Below are 20,027 nucleotides of genomic sequence, written 5' to 3'. Positions count from 1 at the left end.
CGCCCACCTTCACCTGGCGCCCACCTGACGCCTCCACTTGGTCCATCGGCGGTTCGGACGTACGGGTGAAGCGTTTCGGCTCAGCCCGCGACGGGCGTCGGGACGACGCCGTCGGCGCTGGTCTCCAGCTCGCGCCGCGGCGACGGCGGCAGGTCGATGACGGCCCGCACCTCGGGGTTCGGACGACCCAGCAGGAAGCCCTGTGCGGCGTCGCACCCCAGCCGGCGCAACGCTTCCAGCTGTTCGTGCGATTCCACACCTTCGGCGACGACACCGACGCCCATGTTCTTGGCCATGCCGATGATGCCGGCGACGACGGCCTCGTCCTGGCGGTGCCGGCCGAGGCCGGCGATGAAGTGCCGGTCGACCTTCACGTGGTCGATGGGCATCGACTGCAGGTGCTTCAACGAGGACACCCCGGCGCCGAAGTCGTCGACGGCGATGCGGACCCCCATCATCCGCAGCGCGTGCAGGGTCGAGAAACCCGCGTTCGCGTCGGCGACGAGGAGGTCCTCGCTCACCTCGACGAGCAGTGCGTTGCCCGCCGGACCGGTCGGCTGGTTCGCGGCCACGGCGTCGAGGAGTTCCGCGTTCGCCAGCTGCCGGCGGGACACGTTCACCGCGATCGTCAGCCGGCAGTCCTCGATCGTGGAGTACCACTCTTCGAGGGTCCGCCACGCCTCGGCGATGACCCACTTCCCGATCTCGATGATCAGCCCGCTGCGTTCCGCCATGGGGACGAAGTCGATGGGCTGCAACAGACCTCGACGCGGGTGCTGCCAGCGCAGCAACGCCTCGACCCCCTGCACGTGACCGTCGCGCAGGTCGATGATCGGCTGGTAGTGCAGCCGCAGCTGTCCCTGCTCGACGGCGAGGGCGAGGTCGTCCTCGGTCTGCATGGCGTCGACGGCCTGGGCCTGCATGCGTTCGTCGAAGAGTTCTGACCGCGCCTTGCCGCCCTCCTTCGCTCGGTACAGCGCCGCGTCGGCGCGGCGCAGCAGTTTCGACGCGTCGGCCTCGTCGCGGGCCAGGGCGATCCCGACGCTGGGCGTGATGTTGAGCTTGTGGCCCTCGCCGAAGTCGATCGGGCGGTCGGAGATGGAACTGACGACGCGGTCGGCGATGCGGCTCGCGTTGAGCTCGTCGGTCAGGTCCTCGCAGAGGACGGCGAACTCGTCCCCCCCGAACCGGGCGACGGTGTCCTCGGGACGGACGGCGGTCCGCAAGCGCTGCGACACCTCGACGAGGACGATGTCCCCGACGGCGTGGCCGTGGGTGTCGTTGACCGTCTTGAAGCCGTCGAGGTCGAGGTAGAGGACGGCGCAGGCCTTGGAACCACGACGGGCCAGCGCGTGCTGCAGCCGGTCGGTGAACAACTGCCGGTTGCCGAGGTCGGTCAGTGGGTCGTGCAGGGCCTGCCGCATGGCGGCGTCGAGCTCCACCTGCCGGCTGCGTCCCTCGGTGTCGAGGCGGTTGGCGGTCTGCAGGGAGAGCACGAGCAGCAGGGCCGCGGCCACGATCCCGCCGGCGAGCGCCGTGAGGAGTCCGGAGAGGGTCGGTAGTCCGTCGACGGCGACCTGCACGAGGGCGACGACGCCCACGACGACGAGGGGCGAGACGACGGCCCACGGGACGACGCGGGTACGTACGTCGTCTCCTGCCAGGTGCCGGGCCGACCAGGGCCAACGGCTCATCCTGCGTTCCTCCCCTTGTCCGGGCTTGAGGCACTTAACTGCACATCGTCATCGGTTGAACACGTTCTGTCTACTTCACCCGGTTGGCCGCGTCCTGTCGAGCCAGCCCGATCGGCCCTGCAGTCACCCGTACGGGCGCACGCCAGGTGCGACTCAGGAGGGCAGGGGGGCGTAGCGCTGCTCGGGTCGGCCCGTCGCGCCGTAGCGCAGCCGCAGCGCGAGCCGGCCCTCGCCGTCGAGGGCGGCGAGGTGGCGCTGGGCGGTGGCGCGGGAGATGCCGGTGGCGGCGGCGACCTCGGCGGCCGAGAGGGGTTCCGCGGCCTCGGCCAGGGCCCGCAGCACGAGGTCGCGGGTCGCGCCCGCGGCGACGCTGGCGTTCTTGGCCGCGCCGGCCTCGGCGTGCAGGGCGCGCAGGGCGGCGTCGGCGAGGTCCTGGTCCAGCGGCTGGGCGTGCTCGACGGCCGTGGCGAGCACCCGCCGGTAGCGGGCGTAGGAGCGCAACCGGCCGTGCAGCAGCGCCTCGCCGAAGGGTTTCACCAGGTAGCCGAGCGCCCCGGAGCGCAGGGCCCGGCGGAACGTCTCGGCCTCCCCCGCAGCGGTGAGGACGAAGGCGTCGCAGTCGGGGGCGAGGTCGGGCAGCAGGTCGAGGCCGGATCCGTCGGGGAGGTAGACGTCGACGAGGGCGAGGTCGACGGGGGTCCCGGCGGCACGGTGGTGCTCCAGCAGGACGCGGGCCTGGGCCAGCGAGCCCGCGGTCCCGGCGACGTGGAACCCGGCGACGGCCTCGACGTAGCCGGCGTGCAGGGAGGCGACGCGGAAGTCGTCGTCGACGACGAGGACGCCGGGCATCAGCGGATCTCCTCGCTCGTCCGGGTGCGCGGGGCGAGGGTCAGGGCCCCGGGGAGGCGGACGACGAACACCGCTCCCCCCATCGCCGGGGCCGGGTCCGCCGGGGCGAGCCAGGCGTCCCCACCGCGGGTCCGGGCGACCTGGCGGACCAGCCCCAGCCCGATCCCCTGCCCCCCGTCCCCGGTCGTGACCCCGGTCTCGAACACGCTGTCCCGCAGCACTTCCGGAACTCCCGGACCGGAGTCGGAGACGGCGAGCACGAGGTCGGTCCCGTCCTGGACGAGGTCGACTTCCACCCGGGCCTGCGGGCTGCCGGCGGCGGCGCGGACGGCGTTGTCGACGAGGTTGCCGAGCACGGTCGTGACGTCGACGGGGTCGGCGACCCGGCCGGCGACCGCGACGTCGCCGAGGGCGAGGACGACCTGCCGTTCGCGGGCGTGCGCGGCCTTGGCCGCGAGGAACGCCTGCAGGTAGGGGTCGACGACGGTGTCGAGGCCTTCGACCCGTGAGCCGAGGGGCCCGGTCGCGAGCAGGGTCCGGACGTAGCCGGCGGCCTCCTCGGTGCGGCCGGTCTCGAGGAGGCCGGAGACCAGGTGCAGCCGGTTGGCGAACTCGTGGCGCTGGGCGCGCAGGACCTCCCCGACGGCGCGCACGGCGTCGAGCTGGCGGGTGAGCAGTTCGACGTCGGTGCGGTCGGCGACGGTGACGACGTGGCCGAGGAACCGGCCTTCCCGTTCGACGCGGCGGGCCGAGAGCAGCAGGGCCCGCTCGCCCACGACGGCGAGGCGCGGCAGCTGGGCGGGTGCGTCGAGGGTGGCGCGGACGGGCGCGGGGAGTTCGGCGACGTCGCGGCCGGCGGGCAGCCCGCACCCCAGCAGCCGGGCGGCCTCGTCGTTGGCGAGGACGACGCGACCGGCGGGGTCGACGGAGACGACCCCTTCCGCGATGCCGTGCAGGACGGCGTCGTGACCCTGGAGCAGTCCGCCGATCTCCTCCGGTTGCAGTCCGAGGGTCAGCCGGCGCAGCCGCCGGGCGAGGAACCCGGCGCCGAGCAGGCCGACGACGAGCGCGCCCGCGGCGACGGCGAGGGCGGGCAGGACCGCGTCGCGGGCCCGGTCGGCGACGGCCGCGGCCCCCACGCCCACGCTCACCTCCCCGACGACGCGGTCGGAGTCGAGCGCGAAGACGGGCACCTTGGCCCGGGCGGAGGACCCGAGCGTTCCGACCTCGTCGGTGACGACCTCGTTGCCCGCCAGCGCCTGGGTGGGGTCCGTGCTGACCCGCGCCCCGAGCAGACCGGGGTCGGGGTGGGCGAGGCGCAGCCCGCGGTCGTCGGTGACGACGACGAACAACGCCCCGGTGCGCCGCCGCACGTCCTCGGCCTCGCGCTGCACGGTGCCCGCGGCGAGGTCGGCGGCGGTGGCCGGCGGGGCGTCGCTGGCGGCGGTCACGGCGGCGCGGACGGCGTCGTCCTCGGCCAGCGTCCGGGCGACGTCGAGGCTGCGGGAGCGGGACTCCTCCACCGCCTGCTGGCGCAGCAGGAGGAGGGACCCGCCGCAGCCGATGGCGAGGACGACCGCGACGAGGAGGAGCAGGACGGCCAGGACCTGGCGGCTGAACGGCCATCGTCGGGGGTCCACACCGCAGACCGTATCCCCGGCCCGGGTCGAGCACAACGAGCACAACACGCGCAAGACGCACCCCGTGAGCGCAAGGCGCGCAACCCGTCCCGGGCGGTGGGCTCCCCCTAGCGTGGCCCGGGTCACACCAACCCCTGAAGACGGAGCAACGATGCTTGTCGCCCTCGGTTTCGGCATGGTCGCCGTGTTCATGGCGCTCATCCTCACCAAACGACTGACCCCGGTCGTCGCCCTGATCCTCGTCCCGCTGTTCTTCGCGGTCCTCGCGGGCAGCGGGGTCGGCGTCGGCGACGCGGTGATGGACCAGCTCAAGGAGTTCGCCCCCACGGCGGCCCTGCTGTTCTTCGCGATCGTCTACTTCGGCCTGATGATCGACGTCGGGTTGTTCGACCCGCTGATCCGGCTGATCCTGCGGATCTGCGGGAACTCCCCGGTGCGCGTCGTCATCGGTTCCGCCGTCCTCGCGGCGCTCGTGTCGCTCGACGGCGACGGGTCGACGACGTTCATCATCACCGTCTCGGCGATGCTGCCGCTCTACCTGCGCCTGAAGCTCTCCCCCGTCGTCCTGACCGTCGTGGCGAACCTGTCGGCCGGCGTCATGAACATCGTCCCCTGGGGCGGACCGACCGTCCGTGCCGCGACGGCGCTGGGGGTCTCGCCCTCGGAACTGTTCAACCCGATGGTCCCCAGCATGCTCGCGGGGATGGTCGCGGTGATCCTCATGGCCTGGGCCCTCGGCGTCGGCGAGAAGCGTCGCCTCGCCAAGGCGGGCCTCGAGCTGACCCTCGAGGAGACCGAGACGGTGGAGTCCCGGGAACTGGCGATGGCCGGGGGTGATCGCCGTCCCCGCACCGGTGGTGGCGGTTCGGCCGGTGGGTCCGCGGACGACGACGGGATGACCAGCGGGGCGCTGGACCCGAACCGTCCCACCCTGCGGCCCAGGCTCATCTGGTTCAACGCCGTCCTCACCGTCGCGCTGCTGGTCCTGCTGGGCATGGACGTCCTGCCGTTGCCGTTCCTGTTCATGGTGGCGGCCGCGCTGGCCCTGCTGGTGAACTTCCCCAACCCCGCCCAGCAGGTCGAGCGCGTCAAGGAACACTCCTCGAGCATCGTCTCGGTCGTCTCGATGGTCTTCGCCGCGGCGGTCCTGACGGCGGTGCTGTCGGAGTCGAAGATGGACACCGCGATGGCCACCTGGCTCGTCGACGTGGTGCCCGACGCGTGGGGTTCGCACCTGGCGGCGATCACCGCGGTGCTGAGCATGCCGCTGACGTTCTTCCTGTCCAACGACGGGTTCTACTTCGGGGTGCTCCCGATCCTGTCCCAGGCCGCGGCCGAGTTCGGCATCAGCCCCGTGGAGATGGCCCGGGCCTCCATCGTCGGCCAGCCCGTGCACTTCACCTCCCCGCTCGTCCCGGCGATGCTGCTGCTGATCTCCCTCGCCAAGGTCGACCTCGCCGACCACCACAAGAAGGTGATCTGGCGGGCCGTCGTCCTGTCCCTCGTCATGCTCGCCACGGCCGTCGCCTTCGGCGTCGTCCCGCTCGGCTGAAACCAGGAGAAACCCGTGGACCCCGTGGAGAACGAGATCGTGAAGAACGTCGTCGTCGCCGTCACCGACCGCCCGGAAGGGGCCGCCGCCCTGGCCTGGGCCCTGGAACGCGCCCGCGCCCTCGGCCTGGAACTGGAGGCGGTGCCGATCACCTCCGACGCGCCCTCCACCCCCGTGCACGCCTCGCAGGCGTTGCGCCGCAGCGTCGAGGTCGACGCGGCCGCGGCCGGGGTGTCCGCGCGCCTGCACGACCCGGACCCCGACGTCGCCGACCAGTTGATCGCCCTCAGCGCCGCCGGCGCCGACGTCGTCGTGCTCCCGGTGCGCCGCCGTTCGGCCACCATGAAGTTCCTGCTCGGCAGCATCGCGCAGCGGGTCATCGGCGAGGCGTCCTGCCCGGTGGTGACGATCAAGTCCTGAGCTCGAGCCGGGTGGGCCAGGTGGGTCGTGCGGTCCGCACCGGCCAGCCCGCCCGGCCCGGGGTCAGCTGCCCCAGGACCCGGGGGCCGCTCGCGCCGGTGCACGTGGGCACGTTCCCCGGCAGGCCGTGCAGGGCGGCCCAGCCGAGCAGGGCGAAGGCCACGGCCTCCTTGTCGTCGGGCGGGCAGCCCAGCGCGTCGGAGGTCACGAGTTCCACATCGCCGAGTTCCACGCCGAGTTCGACGGCGAGCCGGCGCATCAGCTCGGGGTTGCGCACCCCGCCACCACTGGCGACGACGACGTCCACCCCGCGGAGGGCGTCCGCCACGGTCCGGGCCGTCAGCGTGGTGAGCGTCGCGACGAGGTCGGCGGTGTCGAGCGGCCGCCGGCGGAACCCCTCGACGTAGCCGGGGTGGAACAGTTCCTTGCCCGTCGTCTTGGGCGGTTCCCGCCGGTAGTAGGGCTCGGCGAGGAGTTCCGCGAGCAGGTCCGAGTCGACGGTGCCCGCCGCGGCCAGCGCCCCGTCGCGGTCCATCCCGCCCGCCGCGGCGTCGAGGAGAGCGTTGGCGGGACCGGTGTCCCACGCCCGGGTCGGTGCACCGGGCGCGCAGACGGTGACGTTCGCGATGCCGCCGAGGTTCAGCGCGGCCGCCGTCCGTCCCTGCGCGACGAACGGTGCGAGCAGCAACTGGTCCAGCAACGGCACCAGCGGCGCCCCCTGCCCACCCGCCGCGACGTCGGCGGTCCGCAGGTCGGAGACCACGGGAGCCCCGGTCGCCTCGGCGATCCACGACGGTTGCCCGAGCTGCAGCGTCCCCAGCACGGAACCGTCCTGCACCCAGTGGAACACCGTCTGCCCGTGGCTGCAGACGACGTCGAACTCCTCTGCGACCCCGGCCGCGGCGGCGGCGAACTCCTGACCGATCCGCACGTCGAGGGCACAGACCTCCGCCATCCCGGTCCGTCCCGGCGGCAGGGCCGACACGAGGTCGGCGCGCAGCGCGGCGGAGTACGGCACGCTGCGGCGCTCCCCCAGCCGGGCGTGCAGCACGTCCCCGGTGAGCGTGAACTCGACGACGGCGAGGTCGATCCCGTCGTGGGAGGTCCCGGACATCATCCCCAGGACGCGCACTACGGGTTCCCCTCCAGCCGCCGCCGGTCGTCGGTGCCCCGGACCGTCCGCCCCGCCGCGTCGAGGGACTCGAGCACCGGCACCGCCACCCGACGCGAGGTGCCCAGCGCCCGCCGGGCGTCGCTCATCGAGAACGGTTGCGGCAACGCCCGCAGCGCCCCGACGGCCCGGTCCCGGAACCCCGGGGCCAACACGATCCCCTCGGCGACCCGTTCCAGGCGCCCCGCCCGGACGGCCGCGGCGAGTTCCGAACGACCCAACCGGAGTTCCCGCAGCCGCTCGACGTCGGGGGCCGCGAAGGGTTCCCGCGCCAGGTCGGCGAGGACGAGCTGGACCGAGCGTTCCACCGCGGGGGGCAGGTCCGAGGTCCGCTCCACCACGCGTCCGTCGTGGACCCGCAACGGCGTCGACACGAGCGCCTCGACGAGTTCCAGGGCGGGGAGCCCCAGCAGCCGCCGGGCCTGCTCCAGCGTCGGACCGGGCTGCAGGGGGTTGGCCGTCGCGACCTCGGTCACGACGGTGCGCAACCGGCGCCCGAGGTCCGTCCAGTACCCCGCGTCGACGTACCAGTCCCCGGTCACCGGCGCACCGGTCGGCGCGACCCCCATGGACCGCAGGTGCTCACCCCGCACCACCCGCCGCCGGCGCAGTTCCCCGGCCGCGTCCGGTCCCCGGACCCCGGCGAGGTCGGCGGCGCGCGCGGCGGCCGCCCCCCGACGGTTCAGCGGCGGCGGGTCGACGTCCAGGACCGTCCCCGCCCCGACGACGGTGTGCCGGGCCGGGTCACGCAGCAGCAACCGGTCGCCGACCCGCAGCGGCAACGCCGTCCGCAGCTGCAACCGCACCAGCACGTTCTCGCCGCCCCCGCTGTCATCGACGCCCAGCGGCCGGGTCCGCACCGCGACGGCCGCGGACCCCACGTGCGCGACCACCTGCGCGGGCAGGTCGGTGGGCGGCTCGGTGCCCGGCAGCCGGACGTCGACGACGTCGGTGAGGCGGTGCGTCCCCGGGGTCAGCAGGGCGTCGCCGCGACCCACGTCGTGGCGGTCCACCCCCCGCAGGTTCAGCGCCACCCGCGCGAGCGCGCCGACCCGCTCGACGTCGCGGTCCATGGACTGCACCCCGCGGACGTGCACCCTGCGCTCACCGAGCTGGAGCTCGTCGCCCACCGCGATCCGACCGGCCGACAACGTCCCGGTCACCACCGTTCCCGCCCCGGTGATGGAGAAGCTGCGGTCCACCCAGAACCGCACGGGCGCCGCGAGGTCCGGCGCCGGCACCCGCGACAGCACGTCGGCGAGGACCCGGCGCACGTCGTCCAACCCGGTCCCCGTCACCACGCTGCACGCGACGGAGGGGACCTCCCCCAGGCTGGAGGCGCGCAGTTCGGCCAGGGCCCGGGCCCGCGCGGGTCCCGGGTCGGCGAGGTCGGCGCGGGTGACCACGAGCATCCCGTGCCGGACGCCCAGCGCGTCGAGCGCCGCGAGGTGCTCGGCCGACTGCGGCATCCACCCGCCGTCGGCGGCGACGACGAACACCACGACCGGGACGGGACCGACCCCGGCGAGCATGGTGGGGACGAACTTCTCGTGCCCGGGGACGTCGACGAACGCCACGGCCCCCGCCCCGGGCAGGTCGCTCCAGGCGAAACCCAGGTCGATGGTCAGGCCGCGGCGCTTCTCCTCCGCGTAACGGTCCGGGTCCCGTCCGGTCAGCGCCCGGACGAGGCTGGACTTCCCGTGGTCGACGTGCCCCGCGGTCGCGACGACGTGCATCCCGTCCGACATCACGTCAGCGCCAGGACAGCGGCCACCACGGCGTCGTCGGACTCCGGCGGGACGCACCGCAGGTCCAGCAACGTCCGCCCACCCTCGACGCGCCCGACGACCGCGGGTTCCCCGAGCCGCAGGGGTTCCACGAGCTGCGGGGGCAGCGACACCACCCACGACGGCAGTTCCACCCCCGGGGCGCCACCGCCGCCGACGACGGCGACCGAGGGTTCGGGACGGGCATCGATCCCCTTGCCGGACAGCGTCTCCGCCACGGCGGTGCAGCGTCGTCGCAGGTCGTCGACGTCGGCGTGCACGGCCCCCACGGTCGGGTTCCCGACCGAGCGCAGCGTCGCCTCGAGGGCCGCGAGGGTGAGTTTGTCGACCCGGAGCGCGCGGGCCAGCGGGTGTCGTCGCAACCGCTCCACGAGCTCGGCGTCGCCCAGCAGCAGACCCGCCTGCGGTCCCCCGAGGAGCTTGTCCCCGGAGGCCGTGACCAGGTCGGCGCCGGCGGCGAGGACGGACTGCGCGTCCGGTTCGCGGGGCAGCAGCGGGTCCGGGGTGAGCAACCCCGACCCGATGTCCACGACCACGGGAACTCCCAGCCCGGCGAGCTCGGCCGCCTCGACGCCCGCGGTGAACCCGGTGACGACGAAGTTCGACGGGTGGACCTTGAGGACGAACCCCGTCCGTTCCCCGACGGCTGCCCGGTAGTCGGCGAGCGAGGTGCGGTTCGTCGTACCGACCTCCCGCAACCGGGCGCCGGTGGACTCCAGCAGGTCCGGCAACCGGAAGCCGTCCCCGATCTCGACGAGTTCGCCCCGGCTGACGACGATCTCCTTGCCCGCGGCCAGGGCCGTCGCGACCAGCGCGAGCGCCGCCGCGCCGTTGTTCACGACGTGCACGTCACCGGCGGCGGGGACCGCGGCCTGCAGCGCCGCCATCGTGCCCCGGCCCCGCCGGGCGCGGCGGCCGGTCGCGAGGTCCATCTCGACGTCGGTGGCCCCGGCCGCGGCGACGACGGCCTGCACCGCGGCGTCGGAGAGCTGCGCGCGCCCCAGGTTGGTGTGCAGGACCGCGCCGGTGGCGTTGAGGACGCGGCGCAGGGTCGTCCCCGCCGCGGGCAACCCCGCCAGCACGAGCCCGACGACGTCCTCGGCCGGCGCCTCCCCGGAGCGCACCCGCTGCTGCACGCCCCGCACGACGTCCTTGACGACGTCGCGCCCCAGGGTGCGCACGGCCGCGTCGACCCGCGGATCGGCGAGGACGGCGTCGGTGCGGGGGACGGTCCGGCGGTGGTCGGGCAGCACGAGACAGAACCTACCCCGGGGCTGCGTGGCGGAGGCGGATGGGAATCGAACCCACCTGACCGAGGTGCTCGGTCACGTCGGTGTTGAAGACCGCGGGGGCCACCAGGCACCCGTACGCCTCCCCGGCAGCACGCGAGCACACCCTGTCATACCGTGGGCCGCGTGACGACGACGGACGCGGCGGTTCGGCTCACCCAGTACGCCCACGGCGGGGGGTGCGCGTGCAAGATCCCGCCCGGCGAGCTGGAACGGATGGTCGAGGGCCTCACCGGGCCCGCGACCGGTGACCTCCTCGTGGGGGTCGGCGACGACGCGGCCGTCGTGCGCATCGCCGGTGGACAGGCGGTCATCGCGACCGCCGACTTCTTCACCCCCGTCGTCGACGACGCCTACACCTTCGGCCGGATCGCGGCGACGAACGCGTTGTCCGACGTCTACGCGATGGGCGGGACACCGCTGGTCGGGGTCAACCTCCTCGGCTGGCCCCGTGACGTCCTGCCGCCCGAACTGGCCCGGGAGGTCCTGCGCGGTGGGGCCGACGTGGCCGCGGCCGCCGGCTGCCACCTCGGCGGCGGCCACAGCATCGACAACCCCGAGCCCCTCTACGGGATGAGCGTCACCGGCATCGGCGACCCCGAGCGGCTGCTCCGGGGTGACGCGGCCGTGGCCGGTCTCCCCCTCACCCTGACGAAACCCCTCGGCCTCGGGGTGCTGAACAACCGCCACAAGGCGACCGGCGAGGTCTTCGAGGAGGCGGTCGCGGTGATGACGACGCTGAACGCGGACGCGTCCCGGGCGGCGCTCGCCACCGGAGCCCGCTGCGCGACCGACATCACCGGTTTCGGCCTGCTGGGCCACCTGCACGAGGTCGCCCGCGCCAGCGGGGTCACCGCCGTCGTCGACGCCGCCGCCGTGCCCTACGTCGACGGGGCGCGCCGGTCGTTGGCCGACGGTTTCGTCCCCGGTGGCAGCCGACGCAACCTGGACTGGGTCCGCCCGTTCCTCTCGGCCGGGGGGTTCGACGAGGAGGAGCTCATCCTGCTCGCCGACGCCCAGACCTCCGGCGGCCTGCTCGTCGCCGGCGAGGTCCCCGGCTACCCCGTCATCGGTGAACTGGTCCCCGCCCGGGCGGGGACCACGCTCGTCGTCCGCTGATCAGCGCGGCGCGCCCGCGGTACCGGAGGCGTCCGACGTCGCCGCCGGTCCGGCCGCCGGGGCGTCGTCCTTGCCCTTGAGGTAGAGGAACCAGTAGGCGGCGCCGACGAACAGACCACCGCCGATGGCGTTCCCCAGTCCCGCGAAGATCCAGTTCCGGACGATGCTTCCCCACCCGATGCCCGGAACCCCGGCCCAGTGGGCCGCGGGGAGGAAGAACATGTTCGCGACGACGTGGTCGAAGCCGAGCGCCACGAACGCGGTGATGGGGAAGAAGATGGCCAGGACCTTGCCGGCGACGTCATCGGCGGCCATGGCCATCCACACCCCGAGGCAGACCAGCCAGTTGCAGCCGATGGCCCGCAGGAAGATCGTGAGGTCGTCCTCGGTGACGGCCTTGCCGGTCGCGATGGCGGCGAGCCGGGTGAAGGACGCCGTCCCCTCGGCGCCGATGACCCCCGTCTGCACGGCCAGCACGTAAGCCACGAAGAGGGACCCGAGGAGGTTGGCGAAGAGCACGACGCCCCAGTTCAACCCGAGCCGCCCGAGGCTGACGCGGCGGCTGAGCAGGGCGATCGGGACCAGGGCCATGTTGCCCGTGAGCAGTTCCGAACCGGCGATCACCACGAGGATGAGCCCGAGGCTGAACACCGCCCCCGTGAGGAGGGTCGTCACCCCGCCCCAGATCTTCGGGTCGAGGCCGGCGGTCACGTCCACGGCCAGCAACCCCGCGAAGGCGATGTAGGCCCCCGCGAGGAAACCGCCCACGAGCATCTTCGAGACGGGGAGGTGGGCTTTCTTCTCGCCGCTGGCGACCGCCGCGACGGCGATCTGATCGGGCGTCTTGAACGCCATGCGAAGCTCCTCGAGGTTTCAGGAGGCGCGCTGACGTGCCTCCAGGCGTTCCCGCTGGGGAACGACGACGTACTTGGGGTCCTTGGTCGAGGCGACGCCCGCCTCGAACACGGCCATGCGGGTCAGGAACGAACCGGCGAGCAGGCTCGCGCCCGCGGCGGCGGACACGATCCGGGACCGGCGACCGAGCACCGCGCCGACTGCTCCAGCGGCGGTCAGGATGCGGGCGGCCCGGAGGAACTTCCCGGGTCGGCCCAGGTGGAACGGTTCGCTGACGAGCCCATGGGCGGTCTCCATCCGGTGCGCGGCAGCGAGTTCCACGGTGGCACCGATCACCGCTACGCGCGCGGCGGGACCGGACTGGCTCAGCGGGGCGAGCAGCAGTCCGGCCCCGGCCCCCGCGCCGAGGGCGCTGCCACCGAAGACGAAGGGGAGTTCCCGGAACGGTTCGTGCCAGCTCGGCACGGCGGTGTCGGCGAAGAGGACGGCGGTGTAGGTGGCCAGCAGGGGCGCGGTGAGGGCCGCCCCGACCCCGAGGACGTGACCTGCGGGCGGAGCGAGCCTGCGCGCCAGGCCGAGGACGCCACGTGGGGGCAGGAGCGGGGCCGCCTCGAAGACGGCGGCGGCTCCGGCCAGCGGACCGTAGGCGGTGAGGATCCACGTCCCCACCGACATCGGCGACGTCGGCTTGGCGACCCGCAGCATGTTGTAGAAGCGCTCGGGACGGCCGAGGTCGGAGATGAGGAAGTAGGCGCTGGCCCCGACGGCGCCGAGGGCGGTGAACCGGTAGGCGCGCCGGGCGGCGAGGTCGCCCCGGGCCGCGGCCACCGCACCCAGCATCGAACTGCTCGCCGCGAGACCCCCGGCGAACAGGTAGTAGGCGATCTCGTGCGTCCACACCGGGGGTTTCAGCACCGCGCGGCCGTAGTAGGAACGGAACTCCGCGTCGGGGACGACGGCGTTGACGTCGCCGCGCCGACCCTTGCGCTTCTCCCGCTTCCCCATCTCGGCCCCGAACATGCGCGCCGCCTGACCACCGATGGGGTCGGTCCCGGGCACGTGCTCGAAACCCGGCTGACCGGGTTGGTGCGGCGTCTCCTGCGACGGTTTCGGGTTCACCCGCGCCGCCCCACCGAGGCCGCCAGGACACCGAGCACCATGAACCCCGCGGCTGCGGCCATGTGCTTGTACATGGAGGGCAGGTCGCGCGTGGTGACGACCGGGTCCGGCGGCAGGCCGTAGACCTCGGGTTCGTCGAGGAGGAGGAAGAACGCGCCGTCCCCGCCCACCCCGTCCTCGGGGTTCTCGCCGTACAACCGGGCCTCGGTCACCCCGACGTCGTGGAGCTGCTGACGACGACGCTCGGCGCGTTCCCGGAGTTCGTCGAGGTCACCGAACTGGATCGACTCGGTGGGGCAGGCCTGCGCGCAGGCGGGGGTCTGGTCCTCACCGAGGCGGTCGTAGCACAGCGTGCACTTCCAGGCCCGGCCGTCGCTCTCCCGCTTGTCGATGACGCCGTAGGGGCAGGCGGAGACGCAGTAGCCGCACCCGTTGCAGACGTCCTCCTGGACGACGACGGTCCCGAACTCCGTGCGGAACAAGGCGCCCGTGGGGCAGACGTCCAGGCACGCGGCGTGCGTGCAGTGCTTGCAGACGTTGGACATCATCAGCCAGCGGACGTCCTGGCGGCCGTCCCGGTCCGGCAACGGCGCGGGCGCCAGCATTCCCGGCATCCCCAGGAACTGACCCGTGCTCGTGTCGGCCGGAGCCGCGGGCTCCGTCGGCGCCGCGGCGGAGGACCCGCAGGAACCGCCGCAGCCGCCACCGCCTCCGCCGTGGGAGGAGTTCTGGTAGGCCCGGTCCGCCAGCGGCTGCCCCCCGGGCACCCCGGTCCCGAGTCGCGCCGCCTCCTCGAAGGCGTCGAACCCGGCGGACACCGTCTCCTGCTGCAGCGCGTCGACGACCGGCCGGGACTGCTCGATGAACGCCACCGCCCGCCAGGAGTCCGCGCCGAGCCCGCCGGTGTTGTCGTAGGACATGCCGAGGAGGTCGATGCCGTCCTCGGGGACGGCGTTCCACTCCTTGCACGCCACTTCGCAGGCCTTGCAGCCGATGCAGACCGAGGTGTCGGTGAAGAACCCCTTCCGCGGCGGCGGCGCCTCGTGGCCGGCGTCGCGCGCCGGGTCGTCCAGGCGGCCGTACAGGCTGCCGGCGAGGTCGTCCAGGGCGGTCATCGGTCCTCGTTCCCGGGGTCGAGCCCCTCGGCGGGGTCTGGATCGAGCACCCTCGGCTCGCTGCCGTCGTGGCGCACGCTCAACACCTGTTCCAGTTCTCCGTCGTCGTGTCCGGCACCCACGTTGTCGGCACCGGCCTGCGCGAGCTCGGCCACCCCGCGACCACCGCGGGCGATGAGGTCGGACGTCCGCGCCACCGAACCCGACGCCATCGTCACCCCGCCCCGGACGCGGTACTCGTCGATGAGGTCGAGCACCGCCGGACCCCGCGGACGGCGACCCGGGACGACGTCGCAGGTGCCGGCCTTGAACTCCTGGATGTGCACGTTCGGGTCCAGGGTGAGGTGCATCAGGTCGTTCACGACGTCTCCCGTCGTCAGGCCACCCTGACCCCAGTGGTACGGCAACCAGATCTGGTGCACGAGCTGGTTCTGCACCTTCAACGGGGTCAGCCGGTCGGTCACCAGGACGCGGGCCTCGACGACCGCGCGGGCGGTGACGACGTGCGCCCAGCCGAGGTGCTCCAACCCGCGCAGGCGGGCCAGTTCGGGGGAGACCTCCATGAACAGTGCCGGCTGCAGCTCCGCGAGGTACGGCAGGTAGCGGCTCATGCCGCCGGCGGTGTGGTGCTCGGTGAGGCGGGAGGTGATCCAGACGAACGGGAACACCTGACTGCCCAGTTCCGGCGGAGAGGGGTGCACCTCGTTGAGGTGGTTGGTGTAGATCTCCCGCGCGGGGTTCGCCTGCTGGGTGTAGACGGCGTTGCGGAAGGGCGACTCGGCCGGTTCGTAGTGCGCCGGCAGTGGGCCGTCGACGACGCCCTTGGGCGCGTAGAGCCAGGCCTTGCCGTCGCTCTGCATGATGAACGGGTCGTCACCGGCGATGGCCTCCACCCCGGTGGCCCCCTGGGGGGGACGGTAGGACGGCGGTTTCGTCGCCTCGAAGTCGGGGATGTCGTCCCCGACCCAGCGCCCGGCGTCCGCGTCCCACCACACCAGGGCCTTGCGCTCGCTCCACGGCTTCCCGTCCGGGTCGGCGGAGGCGCGGTTGTAGAGCACGCGGCGGTTCATCGGCCAGGCCCAGCCCCACTCGGGAGCGTGCAGCGACTGCTCGCGCCCGGGCTTGCGCCGGGCGGCCTGGTTGACGTCGTCGGCGTAGACCCCGGAGTAGATCCAGCACCCGCTGGACGTCGACCCGTCCGCCTTCAGCGCCGTGTAGCCGGGGAGCAGACCGTCCGGCCCGTACCCGTTGATCTCCTTCAGCACGTCCGCGGAACTGGGTTCCTGCTCCTCCCCGTGGGTGGGGTAGTCCCACGCGACGTTCAGGAGCAGCTGGTCGCGGGGGTCGGTGGAGTTCGCGAGCTTCTCGCGCATCCGCCGGCCCAGGTGGTAGAAGAACCAGAGTTCGCTCGTCGCGTCCCCCGGCGGGTTGACGGCCTTCTCCCGCCACTGCAGCAGCCGCTGCGTCTGGGTGAAGGTGCCCTCCTTCTCCACGTGGGAGGCCGCGGGGAGGAAGAACACCTCGGTGCGGCACTGCTCGGTGACGATCTCCCCGGTCTCGACCTCGGGCGCGTCCTTCCAGAACGTCGCGCTCTCGATCATGACCAGGTCGCGCACGACCATCCAGTCGAGGTTCGCCATCCCCAGGCGCTGGGCACGACCGTTGGCGGAGCCGACGGCGGGGTTCTGCCCGAGCAGGAAGTACCCGAAGATCTTCCCGCCCTCGATCATGTCCATGACCTGGCTGTAGGTGCCGTGGTCGCCGGAGATGCGGGGCAGCTCGTCGAAGAGGTAGTCGTTCTCGGCCGTCGCCGCGTCACCGAAGTACGCCTTCAGCAGGCTGACGGTGTAGGCGTCGGCGTTGGCCCAGAAACCCTTCTGGTTGTCGCCCTTGATGGAGTCGACGTACTCCGCCAGGCTCGTGTGCCGCTCGGCGTGCGGCATCTGCAGGTAGCCGGGCAGCAGGTTGTAGAGCGTGGGGATGTCCGTGGACCCCTGGATCGACGCGTGGCCCCGCAGCGCCATGACGCCACCGCCGGGGCGGCCCATGTTCCCCAGCAGCAGCTGCAGGATCGCGCCGGCCCGGATGTACTGCACGCCCGTCCCGCGCTGGGTCCAGCCGACGCTGTAGACCAGCACGCCCGTCTTCTCCCGGCCCGAGTTCGAGATCCACGCCTCGGCGAGCTCCTCGAAGAGGTCGGTGGGGATGCCGCAGACGTCGGCGACCATCTCCGGGGTGTAGCGCGCGAAGTGCCGCTTCATGACCTGCCACACGCAGCGCGGGTCCTGCAACGTCGGGTCGCGCTGGATGCTCTCGTGGTCCACGGCCGCGCCGCCGGCACCCAGGGAGTGCCCCGACTCGCTGTCCTGCGACTCGGCGGTCTCCTCCTGCTCGTCCCCGTGCTCCTCCGCTCCCGCGTACTGCCAGGACTTGGTGTCGTAGGAGCGGGTCTCGGGGTCGAAGCCGGAGAACAGCCCGTCGAGCTCCTCGGTGTCCTGGAAGTCCTCGCTGACCAGGTGCGAGGCGTTGGTGTAGGCCAGGACGTACTCGCGGAAGTCGCGCTCCTGCACCAGGACGCGGTTGATAATCGCCCCGAGCAGGACGATGTCCGTGCCCGAGCGGATGGGCAGGTAGGTGTCCGCGAGCGCGCTCGTGCGCGTGAAGCGGGGGTCGATGTGGAACACCTTGGCCCCGCGCGCCTTGGCCTCCATCACCCACTGGAACCCGACCGGGTGGCACTCGGCCATGTTCGAGCCCTGGATGACGATGACGTCGGCGTTGCTCAGGTCCTGCAGGTCACCGGTGGCTCCACCGCGACCGAACGAGGCACCCAGACCGGGCACCGTGGCGGAGTGTCAAATGCGAGCTTGGTTCTCGACCTGGATCGCGCCCATGGCCGTGAACAACTTCTTGATGAGGTAGTTCTCCTCGTTGTCCAGCGTGGCCCCACCGAGGCTGGCGATCCCCATCGTCCGGTTCAGCCGGCGGCCCTGCTCGTCGCGGTCCTGCCAGCCGCGGCGGCGGGCGTCGATCACCCGGTCGGTGATCATGTCCATGGCGGTGTCGAGGTCGAGGTCGGACCACTCGCTCGCGTAGGGCGCGCGGTAGCGGACCTTCGTCTGGCGGGAGTCGCCGTTCACGAGCTGCTCACTGGCCGAGCCCTTGGGGCAGAGGCGACCGCGCGAGTGGGGGCTGTCGGGGTCGCCCTCGATCTGGACGACCTTCTCGTCCTTCACGTAGACGCGCTGGCCGCAGCCGACGGCGCAGTAGGGGCAGACGGACTTCGCGACCCGGTCGGCCGTGACCGTCCGGGGGGTCAGGGACTTCGAGCGGTTCGACTGCGACGCCGCACCGCGCCCCAACGGGTCGTCACCGGTCAGCTGGCGGTAGACCGGCCAGCCCTCGAGGAACGTCTTGATGCCCACGAACGGGAGGTTACGCCCGCGATCTCGAGATGCGCACCCCGACGCGTCGTACGAGCGTGTCCGCCATGTCCGTACCCACCATCATGCTCAACGACGGCCGCGAGATCCCCCAGCTCGGGTTCGGCGTCTTCCAGATCGACCCGACCGAGACCGCGCAGGCCGTGAAGACCGCGCTCGACCTCGGCTACCGCCACCTCGACACCGCGCAGATGTACGGCAACGAGGCCGAGACCCTCCAGGGCGTGCTCGACTCCGGCGTGCCCCGCGACGAGGTCTGGATCACCAGCAAGCTGAACAACGGCTTCCACGAACCCGACGAGGCGCGCCAGGCCATCGACGACTCCGTCGCCAAGCTCGGCGGGCCGATCGACCTCTACCTCATCCACTGGCCGCTGCCCACGCTCTACGGCGGCGACTTCGTCTCCACGTGGAAGGTGCTCGAGGAGGCCCGGGCCGACGGCCGGCTGAAGTCGATCGGCGTCTCGAACTTCCAGGTCAACCACCTGCAGCGCCTGGCGCAGGAGACCACCGTCGTCCCGGCCGTGAACCAGATCGAGGTGCACCCCTACTTCGGCAACGAGGCGGTCCGTCGCTACTGCGGCGAGCACCAGATCGGGGTCGAGGCGTGGTCGCCCATCGCCCAGGGCAAGGTCCTGGACGACCCGACCATCACCGACGTCGCCCGGCGCCTCGGGAAGTCCCCGGCCCAGGTCGTGCTGCGCTGGCACATTGAGCGCGGCGACATCGTCTTCCCCAAGTCGGTGACGCCGTCGCGGATGGAGGAGAACTTCTCGCTGTTCGACTTCGAGCTGGCCGAGGAGGACCTCGCCCTGATCTCCGCCTTGGACCAGGGCGACGCCGGCCGCACCGGTGGCCACCCCGACACCATGGACTACGTCCCCAGCTGACCCCCTGGGAGGGATCCCGATGACCGTCCAGTCGTCCTCGCCGGCGCTCCGGCGCGTGGCCCTACCGGGATTCCTGGCGTTCCTCGGGCTGACGGCTGTCCTGCTCCTCTGGGCGAAGTGGTCCCCCTACACGGCGAGGACGGAGGAACTGCTCGGTGCCCGTGACTGGAGCGGTTCCTCCGTCCTGGCCGGGGCCGGCATCGAACCCGGCACCGGCCCGAGCCTCCGGGCGGGCTGGGAGTTCACCGAGGTCTACGCCCTCGCCGTGTGGAAGGCCCTCGTGGCCGGGCTCGTCGTCGCGGCGGGCGTGCAGACGCTCGTGCCGCGGCGGTGGTTGCTCTCGCTGCTGCGACGCCGTCGGGACACCTCCAGCGCCGTCGTCGGGGGGTTGCTGGCGACCCCGTCGATGATGTGCTCGTGCTGCACCGCACCCGTGGCGAACTCCCTGCGGCGCAGCGGGGTGCCCACCGCGGGCGTGGTGGCGTACTGGCTGGGCAACCCGCTGCTGAACCCGGCGGTCCTGGTGTTCCTCGCCCTGGTCGCGCCCTGGCAGTGGGTGGTGACCCGGCTGGTCGTCGGCCTGCTGGTCGTGACTGGGGGCTCTGTCCTGGTGGCCCGCCTCGCCGGGGAACGCATCGCGGCGCAGGCCGGCGAGGCTGTCGCCGAGCACGACGGTGGGCCCCGGCGCTTCCTGCCCGTCCTGGCGCGGATGGCTCTCGTCCTCGTCCCGGAGTACCTCCTCGTGGTGTTCGCCGTCGGCACCTTCGCCGGCTGGCTCTTCCCGCTCGGGGAGTCCGCCCGCTCGTGGGGGGTGCTGACCGTGCTGCTCGCCGTCGTGCTCGGCACCCTGCTCGTCATCCCCACCGCGGGCGAGGTGCCCATCACCCAGGGCCTGGCCGCGGCGGGTCTCGGACCCGCGGTCGTGGGCGCGTTGCTGATCACCCTTCCCGCGATCAGCCTCCCCTCGGCCGTCATGGTCCTCGGGGTGCTGCGTCGCCGTGTCGTCCTCTGGACCGCGGCGACGGTCGCCGCCGGCGGGCTCCTGGGGGCCGGGGCCCTCTCCCTCACCACCTGAGCGCTCGAC

The 20,027-nt window shown here is 72.8% G+C and carries 14 protein-coding genes, 1 tRNA gene and 1 pseudogene; 5 read left to right on the top strand and 11 right to left on the bottom strand.

The features are described 5' to 3' along the window. Positions 1-80 precede the first annotated feature (80 nt). The 3 genes from AC0I8G_RS17525 to AC0I8G_RS17515 all read right to left on the bottom strand — a co-directional run bounded on the left by AC0I8G_RS17525 (position 81) and on the right by AC0I8G_RS17515 (position 4,183). Positions 81-1,694 carry a putative bifunctional diguanylate cyclase/phosphodiesterase gene (locus AC0I8G_RS17525; RefSeq protein WP_471731070.1) on the bottom strand — a complete coding sequence of 538 codons (1,614 nt, stop codon included), beginning with the start codon at positions 1,692-1,694 and terminating at the stop codon, positions 81-83. 153 nt (positions 1,695-1,847) lie between these two features. After that, complete coding sequence (locus AC0I8G_RS17520; protein WP_328291762.1) at positions 1,848-2,543, bottom strand: response regulator; 696 nt, start codon at positions 2,541-2,543, stop codon at positions 1,848-1,850. Next, the gene (locus AC0I8G_RS17515; RefSeq protein WP_471731069.1) at positions 2,543-4,183 is read right to left on the bottom strand and encodes a sensor histidine kinase; all 1,641 of its coding nucleotides are present in this window, start codon (positions 4,181-4,183) and stop codon (positions 2,543-2,545) included. Before AC0I8G_RS17515 ends, AC0I8G_RS17520 begins: the two co-directional genes overlap by 1 nt. A 151-nt stretch (positions 4,184-4,334) precedes the next feature. On the opposite strand from AC0I8G_RS17515, the gene AC0I8G_RS17510 reads away from it, so the two are divergent. Continuing rightward, entirely contained in the window at positions 4,335-5,735 is a 1,401-nt protein-coding gene (locus AC0I8G_RS17510) for a CitMHS family transporter (RefSeq protein WP_471731068.1), read from the top strand. A 15-nt stretch (positions 5,736-5,750) separates the two neighbouring features. Then, positions 5,751-6,155 (top strand): universal stress protein, encoded by a 405-nt coding sequence (locus tag AC0I8G_RS17505; RefSeq protein ID WP_328291765.1) that lies wholly within the window; start codon positions 5,751-5,753, stop codon positions 6,153-6,155. Here AC0I8G_RS17505 and AC0I8G_RS17500 read toward each other — a convergent pair. The 4 genes from AC0I8G_RS17500 to AC0I8G_RS17485 all read right to left on the bottom strand — a co-directional run bounded on the left by AC0I8G_RS17500 (position 6,145) and on the right by AC0I8G_RS17485 (position 10,488). After that, positions 6,145-7,287 carry an anhydro-N-acetylmuramic acid kinase gene (locus tag AC0I8G_RS17500; RefSeq protein ID WP_471731067.1) on the bottom strand — a complete coding sequence of 381 codons (1,143 nt, stop codon included), beginning with the start codon at positions 7,285-7,287 and terminating at the stop codon, positions 6,145-6,147. The genes AC0I8G_RS17505 and AC0I8G_RS17500 overlap by 11 nt on opposite strands. Beyond that, positions 7,287-9,062 (bottom strand): selenocysteine-specific translation elongation factor, encoded by a 1,776-nt coding sequence (gene selB, locus AC0I8G_RS17495; protein WP_471731109.1) that lies wholly within the window; start codon positions 9,060-9,062, stop codon positions 7,287-7,289. Before selB ends, AC0I8G_RS17500 begins: the two co-directional genes overlap by 1 nt. Positions 9,063-9,073: 11 nt before the next feature. Then, positions 9,074-10,363: an L-seryl-tRNA(Sec) selenium transferase gene (gene selA / locus AC0I8G_RS17490; RefSeq protein ID WP_471731108.1), complete on the bottom strand. Its 1,290-nt coding sequence runs from the start codon at positions 10,361-10,363 to the stop codon at positions 9,074-9,076. A gap of 29 nt (positions 10,364-10,392) precedes the next feature. Beyond that, positions 10,393-10,488 (bottom strand) — tRNA-Sec (locus AC0I8G_RS17485). Between the two features lie 40 nt (positions 10,489-10,528). Here AC0I8G_RS17485 and selD point away from each other — a divergent pair. After that, on the top strand, positions 10,529-11,521 hold the full coding sequence (gene selD / locus AC0I8G_RS17480) for a selenide, water dikinase SelD (protein WP_471731066.1): 993 nt from the start codon (positions 10,529-10,531) through the stop codon (positions 11,519-11,521). Here selD and AC0I8G_RS17475 read toward each other — a convergent pair whose 3' ends face one another. From AC0I8G_RS17475 to fdh, 4 genes and pseudogenes are all read right to left on the bottom strand, one after another. Beyond that, the gene (locus AC0I8G_RS17475) at positions 11,522-12,376 is read right to left on the bottom strand and encodes a formate/nitrite transporter family protein (protein ID WP_471731065.1); all 855 of its coding nucleotides are present in this window, start codon (positions 12,374-12,376) and stop codon (positions 11,522-11,524) included. It abuts the gene before it with no gap. 18 nt (positions 12,377-12,394) lie between these two features. Beyond that, positions 12,395-13,396: an NrfD/PsrC family molybdoenzyme membrane anchor subunit gene (nrfD, locus tag AC0I8G_RS17470; RefSeq protein WP_471731107.1), complete on the bottom strand. Its 1,002-nt coding sequence runs from the start codon at positions 13,394-13,396 to the stop codon at positions 12,395-12,397. Between the two features lie 95 nt (positions 13,397-13,491). Next, on the bottom strand, positions 13,492-14,610 hold the full coding sequence (locus AC0I8G_RS17465) for a 4Fe-4S dicluster domain-containing protein (RefSeq protein WP_471731064.1): 1,119 nt from the start codon (positions 14,608-14,610) through the stop codon (positions 13,492-13,494). 191 nt (positions 14,611-14,801) lie between these two features. Beyond that, positions 14,802-18,035 (bottom strand): annotated as a pseudogene (gene fdh / locus AC0I8G_RS17460) (formate dehydrogenase); the annotation flags it as partial. A 65-nt stretch (positions 18,036-18,100) separates the two neighbouring features. Between fdh and AC0I8G_RS17455 the strand changes: the two are divergent. Then, on the top strand, positions 18,101-18,943 hold the full coding sequence (locus AC0I8G_RS17455; protein ID WP_380161766.1) for an aldo/keto reductase: 843 nt from the start codon (positions 18,101-18,103) through the stop codon (positions 18,941-18,943). Positions 18,944-18,962: 19 nt separating this feature from the next. Continuing rightward, positions 18,963-20,018, top strand: coding sequence for a permease (locus tag AC0I8G_RS17450; RefSeq protein ID WP_471731063.1), 1,056 nt, complete (start codon positions 18,963-18,965; stop codon positions 20,016-20,018). The last annotated feature ends 9 nt before the right edge of the window (positions 20,019-20,027 follow it).

It is taken from the genome of Kineococcus sp. AC630, from assembly GCF_979255925.1.
The sequence above is the reverse complement of the archived record's forward strand: the minus strand, read 5'-3'. Positions and strand labels throughout refer to the sequence as shown.